Genomic DNA, 17,169 nt, shown 5'->3' with positions numbered 1-17,169 from the left:
CTCAGGCGTAATTCGAGCCACCAAAAGACAGGTCCGAACGAACCCCTGCCTGCTATCGCAGCCAGGAGTCCAACTTGTCGAAGACGCGTTGGCACAAGTGTTCGGATCGCCTTGTAATGAACGCGGCATCCCAATGGTGCCCGCCTTGACCACGGAAAGCTAGTGGTGCCAAGTGAGATTGATAGTTTGACGCCGCGACCAATGTCGCGAGTGACGGCGGCACACTACCTATGCCCAACGTAGATGCCAAGGTTGCTCCGCTTGGGCCAGCTGCCGTCGATCCCGGCATGGTGAGATTCCAATAGTAGAAAATTTTGTCTGGCCACTCAGAGTAGATCGACGAGTTCACCGGACGAGATAGCAGCGTCAGGTTCCCAAGCTTGTCTACAACCGAATTGTTTCCTGGATAGATGGTGGAATCGAAGTACGCAGGAAACTTGATCGACGAGGGCCGTTCTCGTGTGGCGACATGCTCAATCACCTCGTAGTCATCCTTGTACCATGCGCGGCAGTTCAGCAGGTCGGCCGAGTTCGCCATTCCGTTGGTGAAGAGTCCTTCGTTGCCAGCGGTTAGATCCGGCGCAGCGTCATGAGCCGAAGCAAACAGCGCAAATCGGCAAACCGCTTTCCGCGAATACCACGGGTTCTCCTTGGCAAGATCGACCCAAATTCGTCGCGCAGCAATCGCGTCGGCTGCGTTGTAGATATTCTGGTTTTCCAACGCTTGTCGAAACGCCGCCTTGACGAAAGTCGCGGTCTGATTCGCCGATCCGTTTGCAAAGGAAATGTTCGCGGTGGTCGCCTGGAACAATGCTCGATAGTCTGAATCGGGGAAACGCCCTTGCTGTGCGCCCATGTAGAGTGTGAAGAAGGCTGCAGTCGCTTCACTTACCGCGACAAACTCGGCCGCAGCGACAGTCCTATTCGCCGCGACCGTTTGTACACGGAGAAGCTTGGAATAAAAAACACTCAACACGGCGTGAGCAAATTGATGACCAGCATCCTTGAGGTAGAAGACACACAGCGCTGCGCGATCGGCTTGCTGAGGCGTCAACCCCAAGGTAACAAGGTGAGTGCACAGACCAAACGTGTTAGCGTTCTTCGGTGACTTCCGTGGCTTCACAAAGGTTAGGAAATACTCGGCTTGGTCGGCAATTGTCGTGACGAAATCGGCCGACTTGTCTGTCGGCACGCCACCGCTCAATGAGCCTTCAAGAGTATCTGTCAGCCAGTCGCGCTCCTCGCTAAACCGTCGGCTTCGCTCCATGCCATTGAACACCAAGGCTGAGGATACAATCACCTTATCTGTGAGCGCCTCCTTATCTGACGAATTGCTTTCAGTTTCAAACACCTTCTCGATTCGATCGACTTGCGGCTTAATCATAGTCGAGTAGCCATGGCCCCAGGCCTTGACGATTTGAGGCTTGAACACCTCGAACGCGGTCAATGGCGTACCAGTGGCGTTCAACGACTGGAACATATCGAAAGCCAGGCCCAAATCCAGGCATTCGATCACCACAAAGTGACACGAGTTTTTCAAGAAGGAACAAACTGCCAGAAGCAACATGCCGCCGAAGTAGACCGATTGCTCATTCGGCGGGAGGGCCTCGATGTTCGTCCAGATAGGCGGATAGGCCATGAAGTTTTGTAGACTTCCATCGGCGACACCATTCGCCGAAAGCAACCCTCCTGCAAGTTCAGAGTTCGCAGAGTTGAGCTCTTCGCTGATCTTCTCCTGGAACACACCCAAAACTGAGCCCACTCGTTCATCAGTTTGGATCGTATTAATCGCGATGCCGGCGATGAACTGCGAGAGAACGCTCGACGTGTTGGAGCGATAGAAGTGATTGATGTTTCCGTTGAGAGTCCACTGATCCGATACAGGATTCGCTGACACGTCACCAGCCCGAATGATCTTCGGCTTCAAAGAGGGTTGCGCGCCGGTCTTAGTTATATCGACCGAAAAGAACTTGCGGATATTCGGCAGTTCGTCGGTCAACTCCGTCGCCAACGCATCGAACTCGGTTGCCGATCCTGCCAATGCCTTGAGCCTTGGCACTGTCTGATTAATCTGCTCGACGATCGCACAAGCCAGCATTGCAATCGACGTGATACGTTGCTGGCCGTCGACGACATTGGCCACCTTTGTCAATAAGTTCGGCGTGTCCGAGTGGACGCCGGTCTGGACATTCTTCTCGTCGTGCAGGATGACCGTACCGAGAAAAATACTGTTCTCCGGCTTGGTGAGCGTGCGCTTGATGCTGGAGAATATATCCTCAATCAGCTTTGTTGCGTTCTCTTCATCCCAGGAATAGTTGCGCTGGTAGTAGGGGACGTAGAAACCGCGTCCGCTCTGGGAAAAGAAGTCGAGCAGACTGGCAGCATCGTGTTTGAATGGCTGAGCCATAAGGATCTCCGTAAATTACTGATTTGAGTTATCTATTCTGATGGCTGCCACTGCCGCTTCGATGTCTAGGTCGGAAAGGAATGGCGCTTGCGCGAAGACCAGCCCCTGTTCACCGTTGAGCTTGGCAGCCAGATGGCCACGACCCAGAAGTAATTCCGCTCCAGGTCTGTCGAGCGCTATCTTTGATGTCGCCTCGCTGGATACCTTCAAAATCAATCGATTGCCTAAGTTTTCACGAAGTTGCATTGGCATTACATCCTTGTCAGGGCGCTGAGCCGCGAAGATTAAGTGAATACCTGCTGCGCGGGCCTTCACGCCCAATCGTTGTACCGCTGCTCCAACTGCCGCTTTGTAGGCGTCGTCAAGCATCCAGTCGGCAAACTCGTCATGAACCAAGAAGATCATTGGAAGCCGCTCTTCGACCGAAGCCTTTGAATTGTAGGAGGGTAAGTCCCGCGCTCTGATTCTTGCGAAAGCGCGGTAGCGCTCTTCCATCTCTTCTACTAGAGCGTCTAGCACCTCGGCGGCCTTCTCCTTGGTGGTAACAATCTCATCACGCATATGTGGCAAATCGGCCAACGGCGCATAATCCACACCCATCTTCGGGTCAATCAAGATGATTTGTGCGAGATCCTTCGGGTTGGTCGCGGCAATATCCAATAGCAGCGCCTGGATAAGCACTGACTTACCACTACCCGTTGCTCCCGCCACTAGGGAGTGCGGTTCATGCGATGAAAGGCCACCAAACTCCGACCCTAAGTTCAGATAGAGCAGTGCACCGTTTATCTCTTGTAACCCGAGAAGAAATGAGGTGTTGATACCTGCAATATTTCTATTGGGCTCTCGACGTGACCAAAGCTCCCAAAGTGACACCGCTTGCCGTTTGGCGCCAGCGACCGTCACCACAATTTCTCCTGGTTTGGGTTGAACAGTGACAAGGCTGATCGCATGGGTGGTCAAAAGCTGTGTACGTTTATTCTCGATGTCTTCGACGCGAAGTCGATCAGAACCGGCTAGGCGAACAAGGCAACCGTTGGGAGTTAAGCGTGTGCCAAGGACAGCGGCCTGCAGCCCATAACTGTTGAGCGCTGCTTTAAGCTTCTGGGTGACATCTTTGGCCCACTCATCCCTCTCGGCGTCAACTTGCGCATTACCTGCAAACTTAGATGCTACCAGTTTGGATAGTGCTGAGCCCAAGTTGGTGACGGTTGCTGCAACCTCCCTAGAGGGCGACACGGTGTCGGTTGGAGAGAGTTGTGTCGGTTCCACCAAAACAACTGACGGCGTTGCCACCGTGTGGATCTGATCGGTAGCCACAACATCAATGTCGGAAGACTCTTCATCAGGGGTTTGGGCTTGTTCACAGGTTAGCTGATCCAGCTTGGCCAACCATTGCACTCGTGGTGCGGGCTTTTTGAAAGTGTGTCCACTCCAAGGCTGTTGAGCACCAAGACTTGCCCGGGCTTCGTGGGCACCTACGCCTTTGGCATAAGTTTCGACGAGTTTTCGCAAATCCGGCCTGTCGAAGACTTCTTGCCAAGCCTTTACACCTTCGGTGTCATCCAACAGCTCTTGATCAGACGCCGAGACCAAACCAGCATCCGAATTGTGGATATAGACGTGCGAGTAACCTCGTAGAGAGATTTCCACATTGCCCTCTCGTAACTTGGCACGGGCTCGCTCCATCAAGCCGCTCATACCGGGTGGGACATCAGCATCGATCAGCATATCAGCCAAACGTGCCAACCAAACGTCCCGATCAAGGCGGCCAGGATCACCAAAAAGCGCCTCACGAAATATACCTAATGTTGCTAAGAGTTGGTCTTTGGAACCACGGCGTGCATTGGCCAGTCCGTCGACTCCAACATATTTAGACTCAACGATAGAAATACCGACACGAACGGTATCATCGTATTCCTCGACGTTGAGAGCCAAAATATCCGCTATGCGGCTCTCCGGCTGTGATAGCCAGCTTGCATAATCGTCGAGCAGGAAATAGGCGGTCAAGCTCCGTCCGTCTGCTGCTTTGAACTCTTCCGCAAGTAAATAACGGCTAAGCACCAAACCTATCATCTCTCCTGCGGAAACGCCTCGCTTGGCGGCACGAAGCACGATATCACCGGAGATTGAAAGCGCATCACGCTTAGCTTTGTCGGCAACAGATTGGATCTCTGCTGGCTGAAGCTGGAGATTCAACTCTTGCAATCGCCTGCGGACGAGCACGTCCAACAATCGCAGTTCTGAAGTGGAGCTGACAATCATATTGCGGCCGTTGGTCGAACCCCGACGATAGCGCACCACTGTAATGTTGTTGTGCTGGAGCTGGCGTTTGTCGAGAAGCTCATCATAGGTGGCCACCCATTCAGCCAACTCATGTGCATCCTTGATCATTGACGCTAGATCAGGACTTTGCAGAGAAATACGGCGTGCAGGTAGGAATCGCTCCTCCGGCAGAGCGTCAGTTTGACGGCAAACGGCAGCGACAGCTGACACATATGCCCAGCCTGTTGCTGTTTGCCATGGGCAAGCCAGGAATGTAGTTGACTTCAGCTCATTCTCGCCCGATGCGCTTCGATATGACCAGCGCGAAGGAGCATGCTCTACGTTGGGCCGATCATTTGTCCATGGAACAGGGAGCCACTCTGTCTGTGCTGCGCGTGCAACTACGTCATGCAGGAAGGCGACATCAAAGGCCTTGAATCCTTGCGCACTTTCACCTGGGGTAGCCGAGAGGGGCGTTACTGAAATCCGCAGCTTCGACATGAAATTGTCGCTAGTCTCGCTGACCACTGGCAGATCAGGATCGTCTCCAGCCTTATTGACCAGCTCACCATAAATTCGTCGTAACTTACTTGGATCTGAGTGGCGCACTGAAACGCTGCATTGAAGCTTGCCATCCTCTTGAATAGAGGAAAGTTCTCGAACTGTGGCGAGAGGTAACTCTGCAGCATCGGCATTGTAGAGTACAACGCTAAGATTGTTTGCCTCATGGGGTTGCAACCCGACATAACGCTCCAAAAGCTCTCGCGCTTGTTTGGCAGCGGCTGTCGGATCGACATCGGTCATAGCTTCCTTAGCTCCATGAGTAGGAGACTCCAATAAGCTGTAACCGTTAACCGTGCTGCTCGCTGAAACCAGCATCATAGCACCATCCCGATTGAGGACCGCGATCTCCGGATAGAACGGATGGGCAATCTCATCAGAGAGCTCCCGCATAAAGATCTCGCGATCGCCATAAAGTATGCTGCTGCTCGATAGCAAATGGCTTGCGAAACCGGCAACGCGTCGAGTCTTCACCGCTAGAGCCTTCATGCGTTCTGGATGCCACGGCGGAATAATTATTGCTGGATTGTCGCCAACAATGCGAGCCGTGCCTATTGATAGTACTTCGGACACCAATCGTGAACGACAAACGTCACCACGAGCATGCGCCATCAGGGTATTCAGAAGCGAGGCAAAAGACTCGGCCTGACGCATAACGGCATCACCATGCAACCCTGTCTTGAGGAAGCCTTCCATAGCGCTGATGTAATCTTGCTCGAACGTATCCCACGAGGCTTTTACTTCGTTATGCTGGTCTTGAGTCAGTCGGCCTTCCTGAGCGAGCTCCTTGATCCGATTCTTTATCTCTTGGCACAAGCTCCGGAGCCTGCTAGTCGCCGGAACTAACGAGCCTGCATCAGCCGAATATGTCGCTTCCAAAGTTCCGGTATCAAGTAACGAGACGCTTTGTACCCCCCCTTTTTTGCTGACTAGGCGCCGGGGTACCTCCGTGCAACCAACTGCGCCCTTCTCTAATAGACGTTTCATATCGGCGACCATCGACAAACCGATATACGTGGGTTTATAGCTCCAAAGGAGCTGGGTCTTCGCTAGTTTTGTTTCAATGCCGCCAGTAACGCCTAGCAGCTCTACATCAAACTTTATTTGCATCGCAGTTCTGGAAAGCGAGCCTTGAGCCTTGAGTTTTTTATTGCGGCTAGTGGCGAGTTCTTTTTCTTTCGAGAAGTATCGCTCGAAGTCAAACAAGGGGTCTGGTAGGTTTGCCGTAGTCATGCGAGTGACCTTCCAGTCAACCTTTGCTCCCATAAGCTCTTTCAAACCGCGATACATTGCAGAAAAGAAACAGCCAGCGTCATAATTGAATCGCTCTCGCCACTCCGTTCGCCCCTTGTTCACAGTGAAGCGCAGGATTCGTTCTCCTTGAGGGTCTCGAAGACCGGCATGCAGGCTGTGAACTACCCGTGTAAACCCTTCTAAGAAATCATTGCAGTCAATGGGCTTACCGTAGAGGGCTTTCTCCCAACGCGAGCAAAGTTTGGGGTCTTGCTCTAATAGCCGTCGCTGCTTAACGAAAAATGCTTCATCTTCTTCAGTAAACTCGGATCGTCGCTCACGGCTATGTAACTCCTCCAGAAGCTTGCGCCCCTCGTCATCGAGCGAGCTCTCTTGGTCGCACTCATGGTCGAAGAAGTGAATCGTCGATACGGCTAAACCCAGTTGCTTTTCCTTGGGTTTATCGAAGGCCAGATATACACCATCACTCTCCCACTCAAAGTGGGCGAGAGCATCAGATGCTTCTTGATCTCCAGCAGGAGCGGCAGCGAAGGCTTCGAGCGCTTGGCGGGCCGCGTCCGAAATTTCTGCTGCATTTGCTTCTATACGCTCAGATATCTCTTCCGAGTCGAGAGGCTGGCCGTTTGGGCGGAGCTTTTTGAGCAGCGGCGCACGCTGAGCAAAGAGATTGGTGAAAGCCTTGTGCCATGGTTTGCGTAACGCCACAAAAATCTTGGCACTCGAGAAATAGGAGCTGTCCCTAGGCAATCCCGCACAAGGCAAAGCAAAACCAATAGCATCTCGGATAGGCAGCCCGCGCAGAGTAGATGCCTCAACAATAGCGGCACAAAACTCACCCAGCTGCACTAGCGAGAGTTCTGAGGTGGCGAGTAATCCGCCAAGAGCTGCTTGAAACACCGCTCTGTCGCCAGACACTGGAGCAATGCCACCTGAGTGGAGTGTTGCCTCAACCCACGACTCAGGATCAGCACGCATCTCTTTAGCGCCAAGGGCCATGACGTGACCTAAAGTATCGGCGAGGTTGTGCTCGTTGCCATTAGCCGTAAGGATCGCTGCCTTAGCTGTCGTGGGGTTATTGCGGACGTAGCCCGCGTTATGCGGAATCAGGATTTCTGGGGGTAAGCCTTGTCCTTCAACCAAAGCCTCAGGGATCATCAAATCCACTTTGGCTCGCAGATCTGGGTTAGCAAGGATAGCTTGCGCTACTGCCGCAATTTGGTTTGCTGAAAGCTTGTCGAGCCTGAATAGAGCCGCCAATTCACCAGTCTGACCATGATTAGATATGCGTTGAGCGAGGATGTTCGCGCCGACGCGGCCAATAATGCGATTCGTCAGCATGCGACTTCCCCTTGAAACGCAAACGGGTTTTCTACAAACGAGCAAGAGTCGGAGAGCCTACGGACCAGGCCTAATCCGACAAGTCGCGCTTCCAAGTTATCTTGGTTACTGCTGAGCTCTTCTTGGTCGACCAATTTTGCTTCGACCAAGCGAGTGCCTTCGGTGTCTCCAAGCACTAAGCCATACCTGCGCTGGGCTTCAGCAAGGAACTCGTCAAACTGCATCCGATCATCCACGATGGCAACTACGATCGACTTGAGCAGCTTGTCGTTAGGCGCATAGCGAGTGCGCCTCGAAAGCCTGCGGGAGCTAAGCCCGATCGCGCGAGACCATGACGCATGAATCTTGCCGACATGCTGTTCATGGCGAGCCAAGGCGTTGTTGGTTAATTTTGTAATCAATTCATCCGGGCTGCTGTTTGTGTAGTCGTCATCGTCCCGACTATCCGTCGGTGGCCATTGGAAGCGCTCACGCATGAGCTTCACTCGCTCGGATTCGGGGAACTCTGTGTCAGCAGCGGCAATCCAACCAGCTTCCATCCGGAGCGACTCAACATGAGCTCTCACCGCCTTTGCTGACAACCCTTGATTAGTTTGATAGCTATCACCAGAGAGTGCTCGAATCTTGGTGCGCTCCTTGGATACAATTTCACAAACGAACTCCACCGGTTCGTCATCGCCTGCGACCCGCTTAGCCCGCTCCAGGAAGTAGAGCAGCATGTTCAGGCCTGTGAGCGCGATTAAGTGCTCCAATGCATCATAGATCGGCATATCTTTAGCTAGGATCGACAGCCAATCCTCGCAGATTTGGTCGAAACGGGCATTCGAGGTCTCTGGAAGATAGCCAGATTTCCGTGGCTCATCGGCGTGCTGCGGCGCACCTTGCAGAGCCCTGGCTAGCCGATTCATCGGTGCCTCATGATCGAATAAACCCTTGACCAGAATGTCGCCAAGTTCCGCACCTCGCTTGGCTCGCGAGAGCATGAGATAGAGCAGTTCTCCTGTGCGTGCAAAGAAACGGCGATCATTGCTCATTCCTCCACGAGCATTGATATTCAGATCTTCGTATAGGGCATCGGGGCCAAAGGGGAAGGCGAATTTCGAACTCCAGCGTTTGTTGCTGCGTGATTCGAACGACGAAGAACGCAGGAGTTCGATAGCCTTGGCGAAGTCGTCAAAGCAGGTAAACGACCGGCGCAAGTATGTCATGTCCTCATCGCCATTGCCCGTTGCACCTAGTTGGAAGCGCTCTAGCCACTGCCTCCACTTCTCCTCGTCTGACACGGCACTTTCCGCAATTGATGCAACGTAGGGATTGTTGAACAACAGCCCGCGCAAACGGATTTGCCGCTGCGGCTTAAACATGACAGGGCCACCTTGCTCGTGATATGGCCTGAGCGGCCGATCCAAGTTAGAGCCAAGTACCCCCAGAAACTCTAGAACGGTCAGGTGCGGAAGCTGCTCATCATATAGACGATGCCCCCAAATGTTTTCATCGACGCAAAAATCAACACTTTTGATTTCTGGCCTCTTAATGATTGTGCTCATTCCGGGGCCCTCACTGTCACAGTGCGAGAAAAACCACTACCACCAAGCTCAATCTCGATAAAATTAAGCGTCAGTGCAGAGGACTCATCAACTATCTCGTCATCATCACCGACCATACCATCCTTCCTGACGTCTTCAGCCTTACGCAAAAGCCTTGCCTTGAAGGCCAGCAGGTCCTCAAGGCATTCGTTAGAGAAGCTAGCAGGTAAAGCGCCTTCGGCTACGCGAGAAAGGAACTCATGGCGAATAGGAGTTAAGTCGAAGACAACCGAATTACCCACGCCAACAGCGAGCGAAACATCGAGTCGAGGGCGACCAGTTTCTTCGACAAACCTAATGGCCATACCGATACCACCTTGCCTACGAGAGAGCGTCTCATGGTCACAAAGCACACTCACTCGACTTTGAGTAAAGCCACCCGAGCTGGTTATGAATAGGCGATCTACGTTTTCAAGAAGAAGCCCTGTCAATACTCTGTTAAGTCCCTTGGCGATACGTCCACGAACTGTTTCACTGACAGATCTCTTCGCCTTCAGTGCCTCGATGATATCTAAATAATCGCCAGCAAAGCGGAAAGCGCTCATCGACCAATTTGGATAGCCAACCTCCCCATCCGGAAGTGTAAAGAACAATCTACGTCGCTGATCTTCAAGCCTCGAGAGAAACTCTGCGGCTCCTCCTTCCAAGCGGCTGCCCTCATAGCCCTCTAAATAGGCATCTTGGGCTGCCTCAAAGGTGGGCGTAGCCCCGTAAATAGGATCGCTCGCAACGAGGCGAGCGAAGTCGTGTTGAAGGCGCAAGTCATCCTTGCCATAAACCAGCAGCCCATCAGTAGTATTGGTGGACTCATCACCCACACCAAAGCTGGACATTGCTTTGAAAATAGGACGGTAGGATGCCCTGCGCTTGGGTAAATTGGCGCCGAAGGCATTAGCATAGATGCTAGCTTTGCCGAGATCGCCGGCATCCTGGATCTTCGCAACATCTTCACATGTCATCAGGTTCTCCCTTGCCAGCTTGGAGTCTGAGCAACCGAGAACCATGTTGGAGCAAAGCGCGAGCAAGTCACGCATGGGTAGGTGCACCCCATTGAGTCGAGAAATTTCTATCAAATCTCCTAAGCGACGAGAAAGCAGGCCATGATCAGAATCCCCCAAAAGCCTGCGACGATTCTCGTCAATGGGACAGATTTTGCCATCAGTTTGGAGAGCGCAGCGCTTACAGTTTTCCCACTCAGGATGTCCTGCAACTACACTTGCTACCTCATCTAGTGTTTTGCGGCCGATTGAGCGACTGAGGTCGAATACTGCCAGGCGCGCAGGAGCTGGACCGGCCTGTAAGAAGCATGCTTGTAGCGGTTTACGAAGTGGATGAAAGCGAGCTTGCCGTCTGCCCAAATCGCGGAGACGATCAAGAATCTGGCCATGATTTGCGGCAAGGATAACGACTTCTGTGTCATCGCCTTCAAGTACCGATCTTTCTAGGCGCTGCAACGGAAGGTCGCTCTCCTCTCCATTGAACTCAGAAAGGTCCTTGATGAAGACCGCCAAACGCCCATCGGAAAGAGGTAGCTCTTTGACGTTACCCTTGGCTGACCAAGCCTTAGGAACCCCACCCAGGTGCTCCCACAAAGCACGACAGTGGTATGTTTTACCATCGCCAGCAGTTCCGGCAATCAATATAGACCCTGGGGTCTTCGATTCGATGTGCCGCACCATGTCATCTAGAAGGGGGGTGGACAAGCAAATTGGCTTGACTTTTGCCCGGCTCAAAGCACTTGAAACATTCTCATCGAACGACGTGAGATTACTTGAAGTTGGACCGTAACTACGTAAAAACCGAATCCAAGCACTAGCGGGCGGAACACTATCGTTATCGTCTTGTGGTGATGAGCTGATCATATCGTTCCCTAATAAGAATCATCGATGGCGGCAGTGTTCTGGATTCTTCTTGTTATGTGTCGTAGCAAGATCATCTATGTTACTCACGAAGAGTAGGGGCTCTTGCTTGTAAGCCCAATCATCGAGCGATGAAAACCAATAGAACAACAGCTCAAAGATGGTTGCAAGTCCATCGTACTGCCATCGGTGGCAACGAGGAAGAGATACAGGAGCCTGTCCATAATTCTGTGTAATTGCCACCGTATTAAAGGTGATCGCTCAGGCGGTCACCGAACTCGATAATAAAACGGCTCATCGCCAACCGCCAGTTCTGGGTCGGCATACTCCATTTTTTCGAGGCCGACTGTATCGCCAGATAAATCACTTTCCGCACTGAGTCATCCGTTGGGAATACTTTGCGTTTCTTTATCGCCTGGCGAATCACACTGTTCAGCGACTCGATGGCATTGGTGGTGTAGATAGCCTTGCGGATATCCGGCGGGTAGCCAAAGAATGTATTGAGATTTTCCCAGTGCGCACGCCAGCTTTTGCTGATTTGGGGGTATTTCTCACCCCAGATGTCGGAGAACTTGTCCAGCGTCATCAACGCCGCCTCCTCGGTTGGGGCCTGATACACCGTTTTCAGCCCGCTGGTGACGCCCTTGTAATCCTTCCACGAGACGTATTTCAGGCTGTTGACCCTGACTGATCCTGACCCCAAATATTGACCCTGACCCCGAATCTGATCCACCCATAATCAGAAATTCTCGACTTCAGGATGGCTGCATATTCTGGCAACCGACAGATTTTTGAGCAAATTCGGATGGCGTCATCCAACCCAGCGCAGAATGGGGACGTCTCTGATTATAGTGTATGCGCCAGGCTTCGATTTTGCACCGTGCATCCTCCAGAGACATGAACCCGTTCTCGTTCAGGCATTCCTGCCGCAACCTGCCGTTGAAGGATTCCACCGTGGCATTGTCCGTCGGTGTTCCCGGCCGGGAAAAATCAATGCGGATACCCCGTTCGTAAACCCATTTATCCAGCATTTTTCCTGCAAATTCAGAGCCATTGTCGGTTTTCAGCCACTGAGGCAACGGGCGATGACTGGCGATGACTGGCGATATGGTTCAGCATCTCAGCGACCTCTGTTGAACGAAGGTTCTGTCCCACACAGATCCCAAGACACTCGCGCGTGTAGAGATCGATAACGGTCAGCAGGCGTAATCGACGTCCGTCAAACAAGGCATCAGAGACAAAATCCATACCCCACACAGGGTTCGGATATAACCCCTGAGGTTGCGGCTGACGCCGCTGGGCAGATTTGTTGCGGTGTGGCCGCTTGAGACGTAACGATAGCCCCTGCTGGCTGTAAAGACGGTAGATCCGCTTGTGATTATCACGCCAGCCTTCGCGCCTGAGCATCACATGTACCCGTCGGTAGCCGTAATGCACCCGGGTTTCGGTGATCTCACGAATGCGCAGGCGCAGCGCACTGTCATCAGCGGCAACAGAACGGTATCGAAACGAACTACGACTGATCCGCAATGCCAAACAGACCTGTCTCTCACTGGCACCGTAGCGCGCTTGTAAATCCCTGACCCATTCGCGCAGACGTGCCAGCGTCAGCTCTTTTTTGCGAGGACATCCTGCAACATCGCTTTATCGAGGCTCAGATCGGCAACCAGCTTCTTCAACCGCAGGTTTTCTTCTTCAAGCTGTCGCATATGCTTGAGTTCTGACGGTGAAATCCCACCGTATTTTTTACGCCACGTATAAAAAGTGGCATCGGAAATCCCCAGCTTGCGGCAGACTTCCGGCACCGGCGTACCCAATTCAGCCTGCTTCAGGGCAAACACAATCTGTTCTTCGGTGAATCGCGACTTTTTCATCGGCACAACCTCCGTTCAGGGCGTCATTATCATGCCGGAATTCTGTTTCTGAATGGAGCAGGATTTTGGGTCAGGGTCAATACACAGGAAGGCCAGAAGAACGATCCACCACCATGCAGTAGCGCTCGCCACTACCCATGACAAATTTTGTAACTCCGTAGATCTTCTCCATGCGCCCACAATCAATAAACGTTACATAATTGCAAGGTGCGCGATACGCTAAAGATTGTCAATTGATGCTTGACACTTTTCTCAGACATTAGAAATAAAAAACCCCTTAACTAACAGGGGTCTGCATATATATTTTTTACAGATGATTCACAAGTCAACTCTAAAACGGAATATCGTCATCAAAATCCATCGGCGGCTCGTTGCTCGGCATCGGCGCGCTTTGCTGCGGACGGGACTGACCGCCGCCGCTGAACTGGTTAGCTTGCTGCGGCTGTTGTGGTTGCCCCCAACCGCCTTGTGGCGCGTTGCCGCCCGCATTGTTGCCCATGCCGCCGCCGGCCGGAGCGCCGCCGCCTGCGCGGCCGCCCAGCATCTGCATGCTGCCGGAGATATCAACCACCACTTCGGTGGTGTAGCGATCCTGACCGCCCTGATCCTGCCATTTACGGGTGCGCAGCTGGCCTTCGATATACACCTGAGAGCCTTTGCGCAAGTATTCGCCGGCGATTTCCGCCAGCTTGCCGTACAGCGCGACGCGGTGCCATTCGGTGCGCTCTTTCTGCTCGCCGGTCTGCTTGTCGCGCCAGCTGTCCGACGTGGCCAGAGTCAGGTTAGCGACTGCGCCGCCGTTCGGCATGTAACGGACTTCCGGGTCCTGACCCAGATTCCCGATAAGAATCACTTTATTAACGCCTCTGCTGGCCATGTTGGTGTCTCCTGATCAATCACTTTTTAAAGTTTAAGCGAAGAATTCTAGCATGTCAGTGCCGCAGATTATACCGGTGTGAGAGTCGCGAGCCAGCTCCGGTCTTTTTTCCTGCGTTGCCGTTGTTTGCAATCGGATACTGGATATCCATTCAGTTTATTTTATGCCATAATCGGCCGTTTCTACCGGTTTCCTTTCGTACGGAAAGGATGAAAGAACAGCGTCTATTGCGGGAAAAGTGTGCATGGATAAGATCGAAATTCGTGGTGCCCGTACCCATAACCTGAAGAATATCAACCTGATTATTCCACGCGATAAACTGATCGTCGTGACGGGGTTATCCGGTTCCGGCAAATCCTCGCTGGCGTTCGATACGCTGTATGCCGAAGGGCAGCGTCGTTATGTGGAGTCGCTGTCGGCCTATGCCCGCCAGTTCCTGTCGCTGATGGAAAAGCCGGATGTGGATCACATCGAAGGGTTGTCGCCCGCCATTTCCATTGAGCAGAAATCCACGTCGCACAACCCGCGTTCCACCGTCGGCACCATCACTGAAATCCACGATTACCTGCGTTTGCTGTTCGCCCGCGTCGGCGAGCCGCGCTGCCCGGAACACGATATTCCGCTTGATGCCCAGACCGTCAGCCAGATGGTGGACAACGTCTTGTCGCAGCCGGAAGGCAAACGGCTGATGCTGTTGGCGCCGATCGTTAAAGAGCGCAAGGGCGAACACACTAAGACGCTGGAAAATCTGGCGACGCAGGGTTACATCCGCGCCCGTATCGACGGCGAAGTGTGCGACCTGTCGGACCCGCCGAAACTGGAGTTGCAGAAAAAGCACACCATTGAAGTGGTGGTGGACCGTTTTAAAGTGCGCAACGATTTGGCGCAGCGTCTGGCCGAATCGTTTGAAACCGCGCTGGAGCTGTCCGGCGGCACCGCCGTGGTGGCGGATATGGATGACGCGAACGCGCCGGAACTGCTGTTCTCCGCCAACTTCGCCTGCCCGGTGTGCGGCTATAGCATGCATGAGCTGGAGCCCAGGCTGTTTTCATTCAACAACCCGGCGGGCGCCTGCCCGACCTGCGACGGGCTTGGCGTACAGCAGTTTTTCGACCCGGCGCGGGTGGTGCAAAACGGCGAACTGTCGCTGGCCGGCGGCGCTATTCGCGGCTGGGATCGCCGTAACTTCTACTATTTTCAGATGCTGCGCTCGCTGGCGGATCATTACGAATTCGACGTTGAAGCGCCGTTCGATAGCCTTAGCCCGGCGATTCAGAAAGTCATTCTTTATGGCTCCGGCAAAGAAAACATCGAGTTCAAATACATCAACGATCGCGGTGATACGTCGGTGCGCCGCCATCCGTTCGAAGGGGTGCTCAATAATATGGAGCGCCGCTACAAAGAGACTGAATCGACCGCGGTGCGCGAGGAACTGGCGAAGTTCATCAGCAACCGGCCGTGCGCCAGCTGTAACGGTACCCGACTGCGTGAAGAAGCGCGCCACGTCTATGTGGAGCAGACCACGCTGCCGCAGATTGCCGATATGAGCATCGGCCACGCGATGGAGTTTTTCCATAACATCAAACTGAGCGGTCAGCGGGCGAAAATCGCCGAAAAAGTGCTGAAAGAGATTGGCGACCGCCTGCGTTTTCTGGTCAACGTCGGCCTGAATTACCTGTCGCTGTCGCGCTCGGCGGAGACGTTGTCCGGCGGCGAGGCGCAGCGTATTCGCCTGGCCAGCCAGATCGGCGCCGGTCTGGTCGGGGTGATGTACGTGCTGGATGAGCCGTCTATCGGTCTGCACCAGCGCGACAACGAGCGCTTGCTGGAGACGCTGATCCATCTGCGTAATCTCGGCAACACCGTGATTGTGGTGGAACACGATGAAGACGCCATCCGCGCCGCCGACCATATCATCGACATCGGTCCCGGCGCGGGCGTTCACGGTGGGCAGGTGATCGCCGAAGGGACTGCCTCCCAGATCATGGCGGTGCCGGAATCGCTGACCGGCCAATTCCTGAGCGGCGCGCGCAAAATCGAGATCCCGACGCAGCGCATTCCGGCGGATCCGGGTAAAGTCCTTAAGCTGATTGGCGCACGCGGCAACAACCTGAAAGACGTCACTCTCACCCTGCCGGTCGGGCTGTTCACCTGCATTACCGGGGTGTCCGGCTCCGGCAAGTCGACGTTGATCAACGATACCCTGTTCCCGATCGCCCAGCGCCAGCTCAACGGCGGCGAGCTGAACGAACCGGCGCCGTATCGCGACATTCAGGGGCTGGAGCATTTCGACAAGGTGATCGACATCGATCAAAGCCCGATCGGCCGCACCCCGCGTTCCAACCCGGCGACGTACACCGGCGTGTTCACGCCGATCCGCGAGTTGTTCGCCGGCGTGCCGGAAGCGCGCAGCCGCGGTTATAACCCCGGTCGTTTCAGCTTTAACGTGCGCGGCGGGCGTTGCGAAGCCTGCCAGGGCGATGGCGTGATCAAGGTGGAAATGCACTTCCTGCCGGATATTTACGTCCCCTGCGATCAATGCAAAGGCAAACGCTATAACCGCGAAACGCTGGAAATTAAATACAAGGGCAAGAGCATCCATGAAGTGCTGGAGATGACTATCGAAGAAGCACGCGAGTTCTTCGACGCCATCCCGGCGCTGGCGCGTAAACTGCAAACGCTGATCGATGTCGGTTTGTCCTACATACGGCTGGGGCAGTCCGCCACTACCTTGTCCGGCGGCGAAGCGCAGCGCGTGAAGCTGGCGCGCGAGCTGTCGAAACGCGGCACCGGGCAGACGCTCTATATTCTGGACGAACCCACCACCGGCCTGCACTTTGCCGATATTCAGCAACTGCTGGCGGTACTGCATCAGTTGCGCGATCAGGGCAACACCATTGTGGTGATCGAACACAATCTGGATGTAATCAAGACTGCGGACTGGATCGTGGATCTGGGGCCGGAAGGCGGCAGCGGCGGCGGTGAAATTCTGGTTTCCGGCACGCCGGAAACGGTGGCGCAGTGCGAGAAATCCCACACCGCCCGTTTCCTGAAACCGATTCTGGAACGCGGTTAAGCGTGTTCCAGACGGCGGTTGTTAAGCGCGGCTTGCCGCGCTTTTTTATGGCATCTTCCGGCAATCATTCATCAC

General features: G+C 53.8%; 6 protein-coding genes and 2 pseudogenes. 1 reads left to right on the top strand and 7 read right to left on the bottom strand.

Going from position 1 to position 17,169, the window contains the following annotated elements; all coding sequences use genetic code 11:
* Nucleotides 1–52 precede the first annotated feature (52 nt).
* From CVE23_RS18385 to ssb1, 7 genes and pseudogenes are all read right to left on the bottom strand, one after another.
* A complete protein-coding gene (locus CVE23_RS18385; protein WP_100850105.1) occupies nucleotides 53–2,407 on the bottom strand; it encodes a DUF262 domain-containing protein in 2,355 nt (784 codons plus the stop codon).
* A 15-nt stretch (nucleotides 2,408–2,422) separates the two neighbouring features.
* Nucleotides 2,423–7,822, bottom strand: a complete 5,400-nt coding sequence (locus CVE23_RS18380) for an FtsK/SpoIIIE domain-containing protein (protein ID WP_100850104.1) — start codon at nucleotides 7,820–7,822, stop codon at nucleotides 2,423–2,425.
* Nucleotides 7,816–9,369, bottom strand: a complete 1,554-nt coding sequence (locus CVE23_RS18375; protein ID WP_100850103.1) for a hypothetical protein — start codon at nucleotides 9,367–9,369, stop codon at nucleotides 7,816–7,818. Before CVE23_RS18375 ends, CVE23_RS18380 begins: the two co-directional genes overlap by 7 nt.
* Nucleotides 9,366–11,270 (bottom strand): hypothetical protein, encoded by a 1,905-nt coding sequence (locus CVE23_RS18370; protein WP_100850102.1) that lies wholly within the window; start codon nucleotides 11,268–11,270, stop codon nucleotides 9,366–9,368. Before CVE23_RS18370 ends, CVE23_RS18375 begins: the two co-directional genes overlap by 4 nt.
* Before the next feature lie 244 nt (nucleotides 11,271–11,514).
* Nucleotides 11,515–11,946 (bottom strand): annotated as a pseudogene (locus tag CVE23_RS18360) (transposase); the annotation flags it as partial.
* Between the two features lie 76 nt (nucleotides 11,947–12,022).
* Nucleotides 12,023–13,141, bottom strand: a pseudogene (locus CVE23_RS18355) (IS3 family transposase).
* A 331-nt stretch (nucleotides 13,142–13,472) separates the two neighbouring features.
* Entirely contained in the window at nucleotides 13,473–14,018 is a 546-nt protein-coding gene (ssb1, locus tag CVE23_RS18350; RefSeq protein WP_038665930.1) for a single-stranded DNA-binding protein SSB1, read from the bottom strand.
* Between the two features lie 244 nt (nucleotides 14,019–14,262).
* Here ssb1 and uvrA point away from each other — a divergent pair, with 244 nt between their 5' ends.
* Complete coding sequence (gene uvrA, locus CVE23_RS18345) at nucleotides 14,263–17,094, top strand: excinuclease ABC subunit UvrA (RefSeq protein WP_049855540.1); 2,832 nt, start codon at nucleotides 14,263–14,265, stop codon at nucleotides 17,092–17,094.
* Nucleotides 17,095–17,169 lie beyond the last annotated feature (75 nt).

The sequence above is a fragment of the Dickeya fangzhongdai genome (genome assembly GCF_002812485.1).
GTDB classification, from domain to species: Bacteria; Pseudomonadota; Gammaproteobacteria; order Enterobacterales; family Enterobacteriaceae; genus Dickeya; species Dickeya fangzhongdai.
This window is presented reverse-complemented; position numbering and strand designations above follow the sequence as displayed.

Coding starts and splice junctions, on each gene's coding strand:
- uvrA (WP_049855540.1), top strand. CDS start 14,263: ATGGATAAGATCGAAATTCGTGGTGCCCGTACCCATAACCTGAAGAAT.
- CVE23_RS18380 (WP_100850104.1), bottom strand. CDS start 7,822: ATGCTGACGAATCGCATTATTGGCCGCGTCGGCGCGAACATCCTCGCT.
- CVE23_RS18385 (WP_100850105.1), bottom strand. CDS start 2,407: ATGGCTCAGCCATTCAAACACGATGCTGCCAGTCTGCTCGACTTCTTT.
- CVE23_RS18375 (WP_100850103.1), bottom strand. CDS start 9,369: ATGAGCACAATCATTAAGAGGCCAGAAATCAAAAGTGTTGATTTTTGC.
- ssb1 (WP_038665930.1), bottom strand. CDS start 14,018: ATGGCCAGCAGAGGCGTTAATAAAGTGATTCTTATCGGGAATCTGGGT.
- CVE23_RS18370 (WP_100850102.1), bottom strand. CDS start 11,270: ATGATCAGCTCATCACCACAAGACGATAACGATAGTGTTCCGCCCGCT.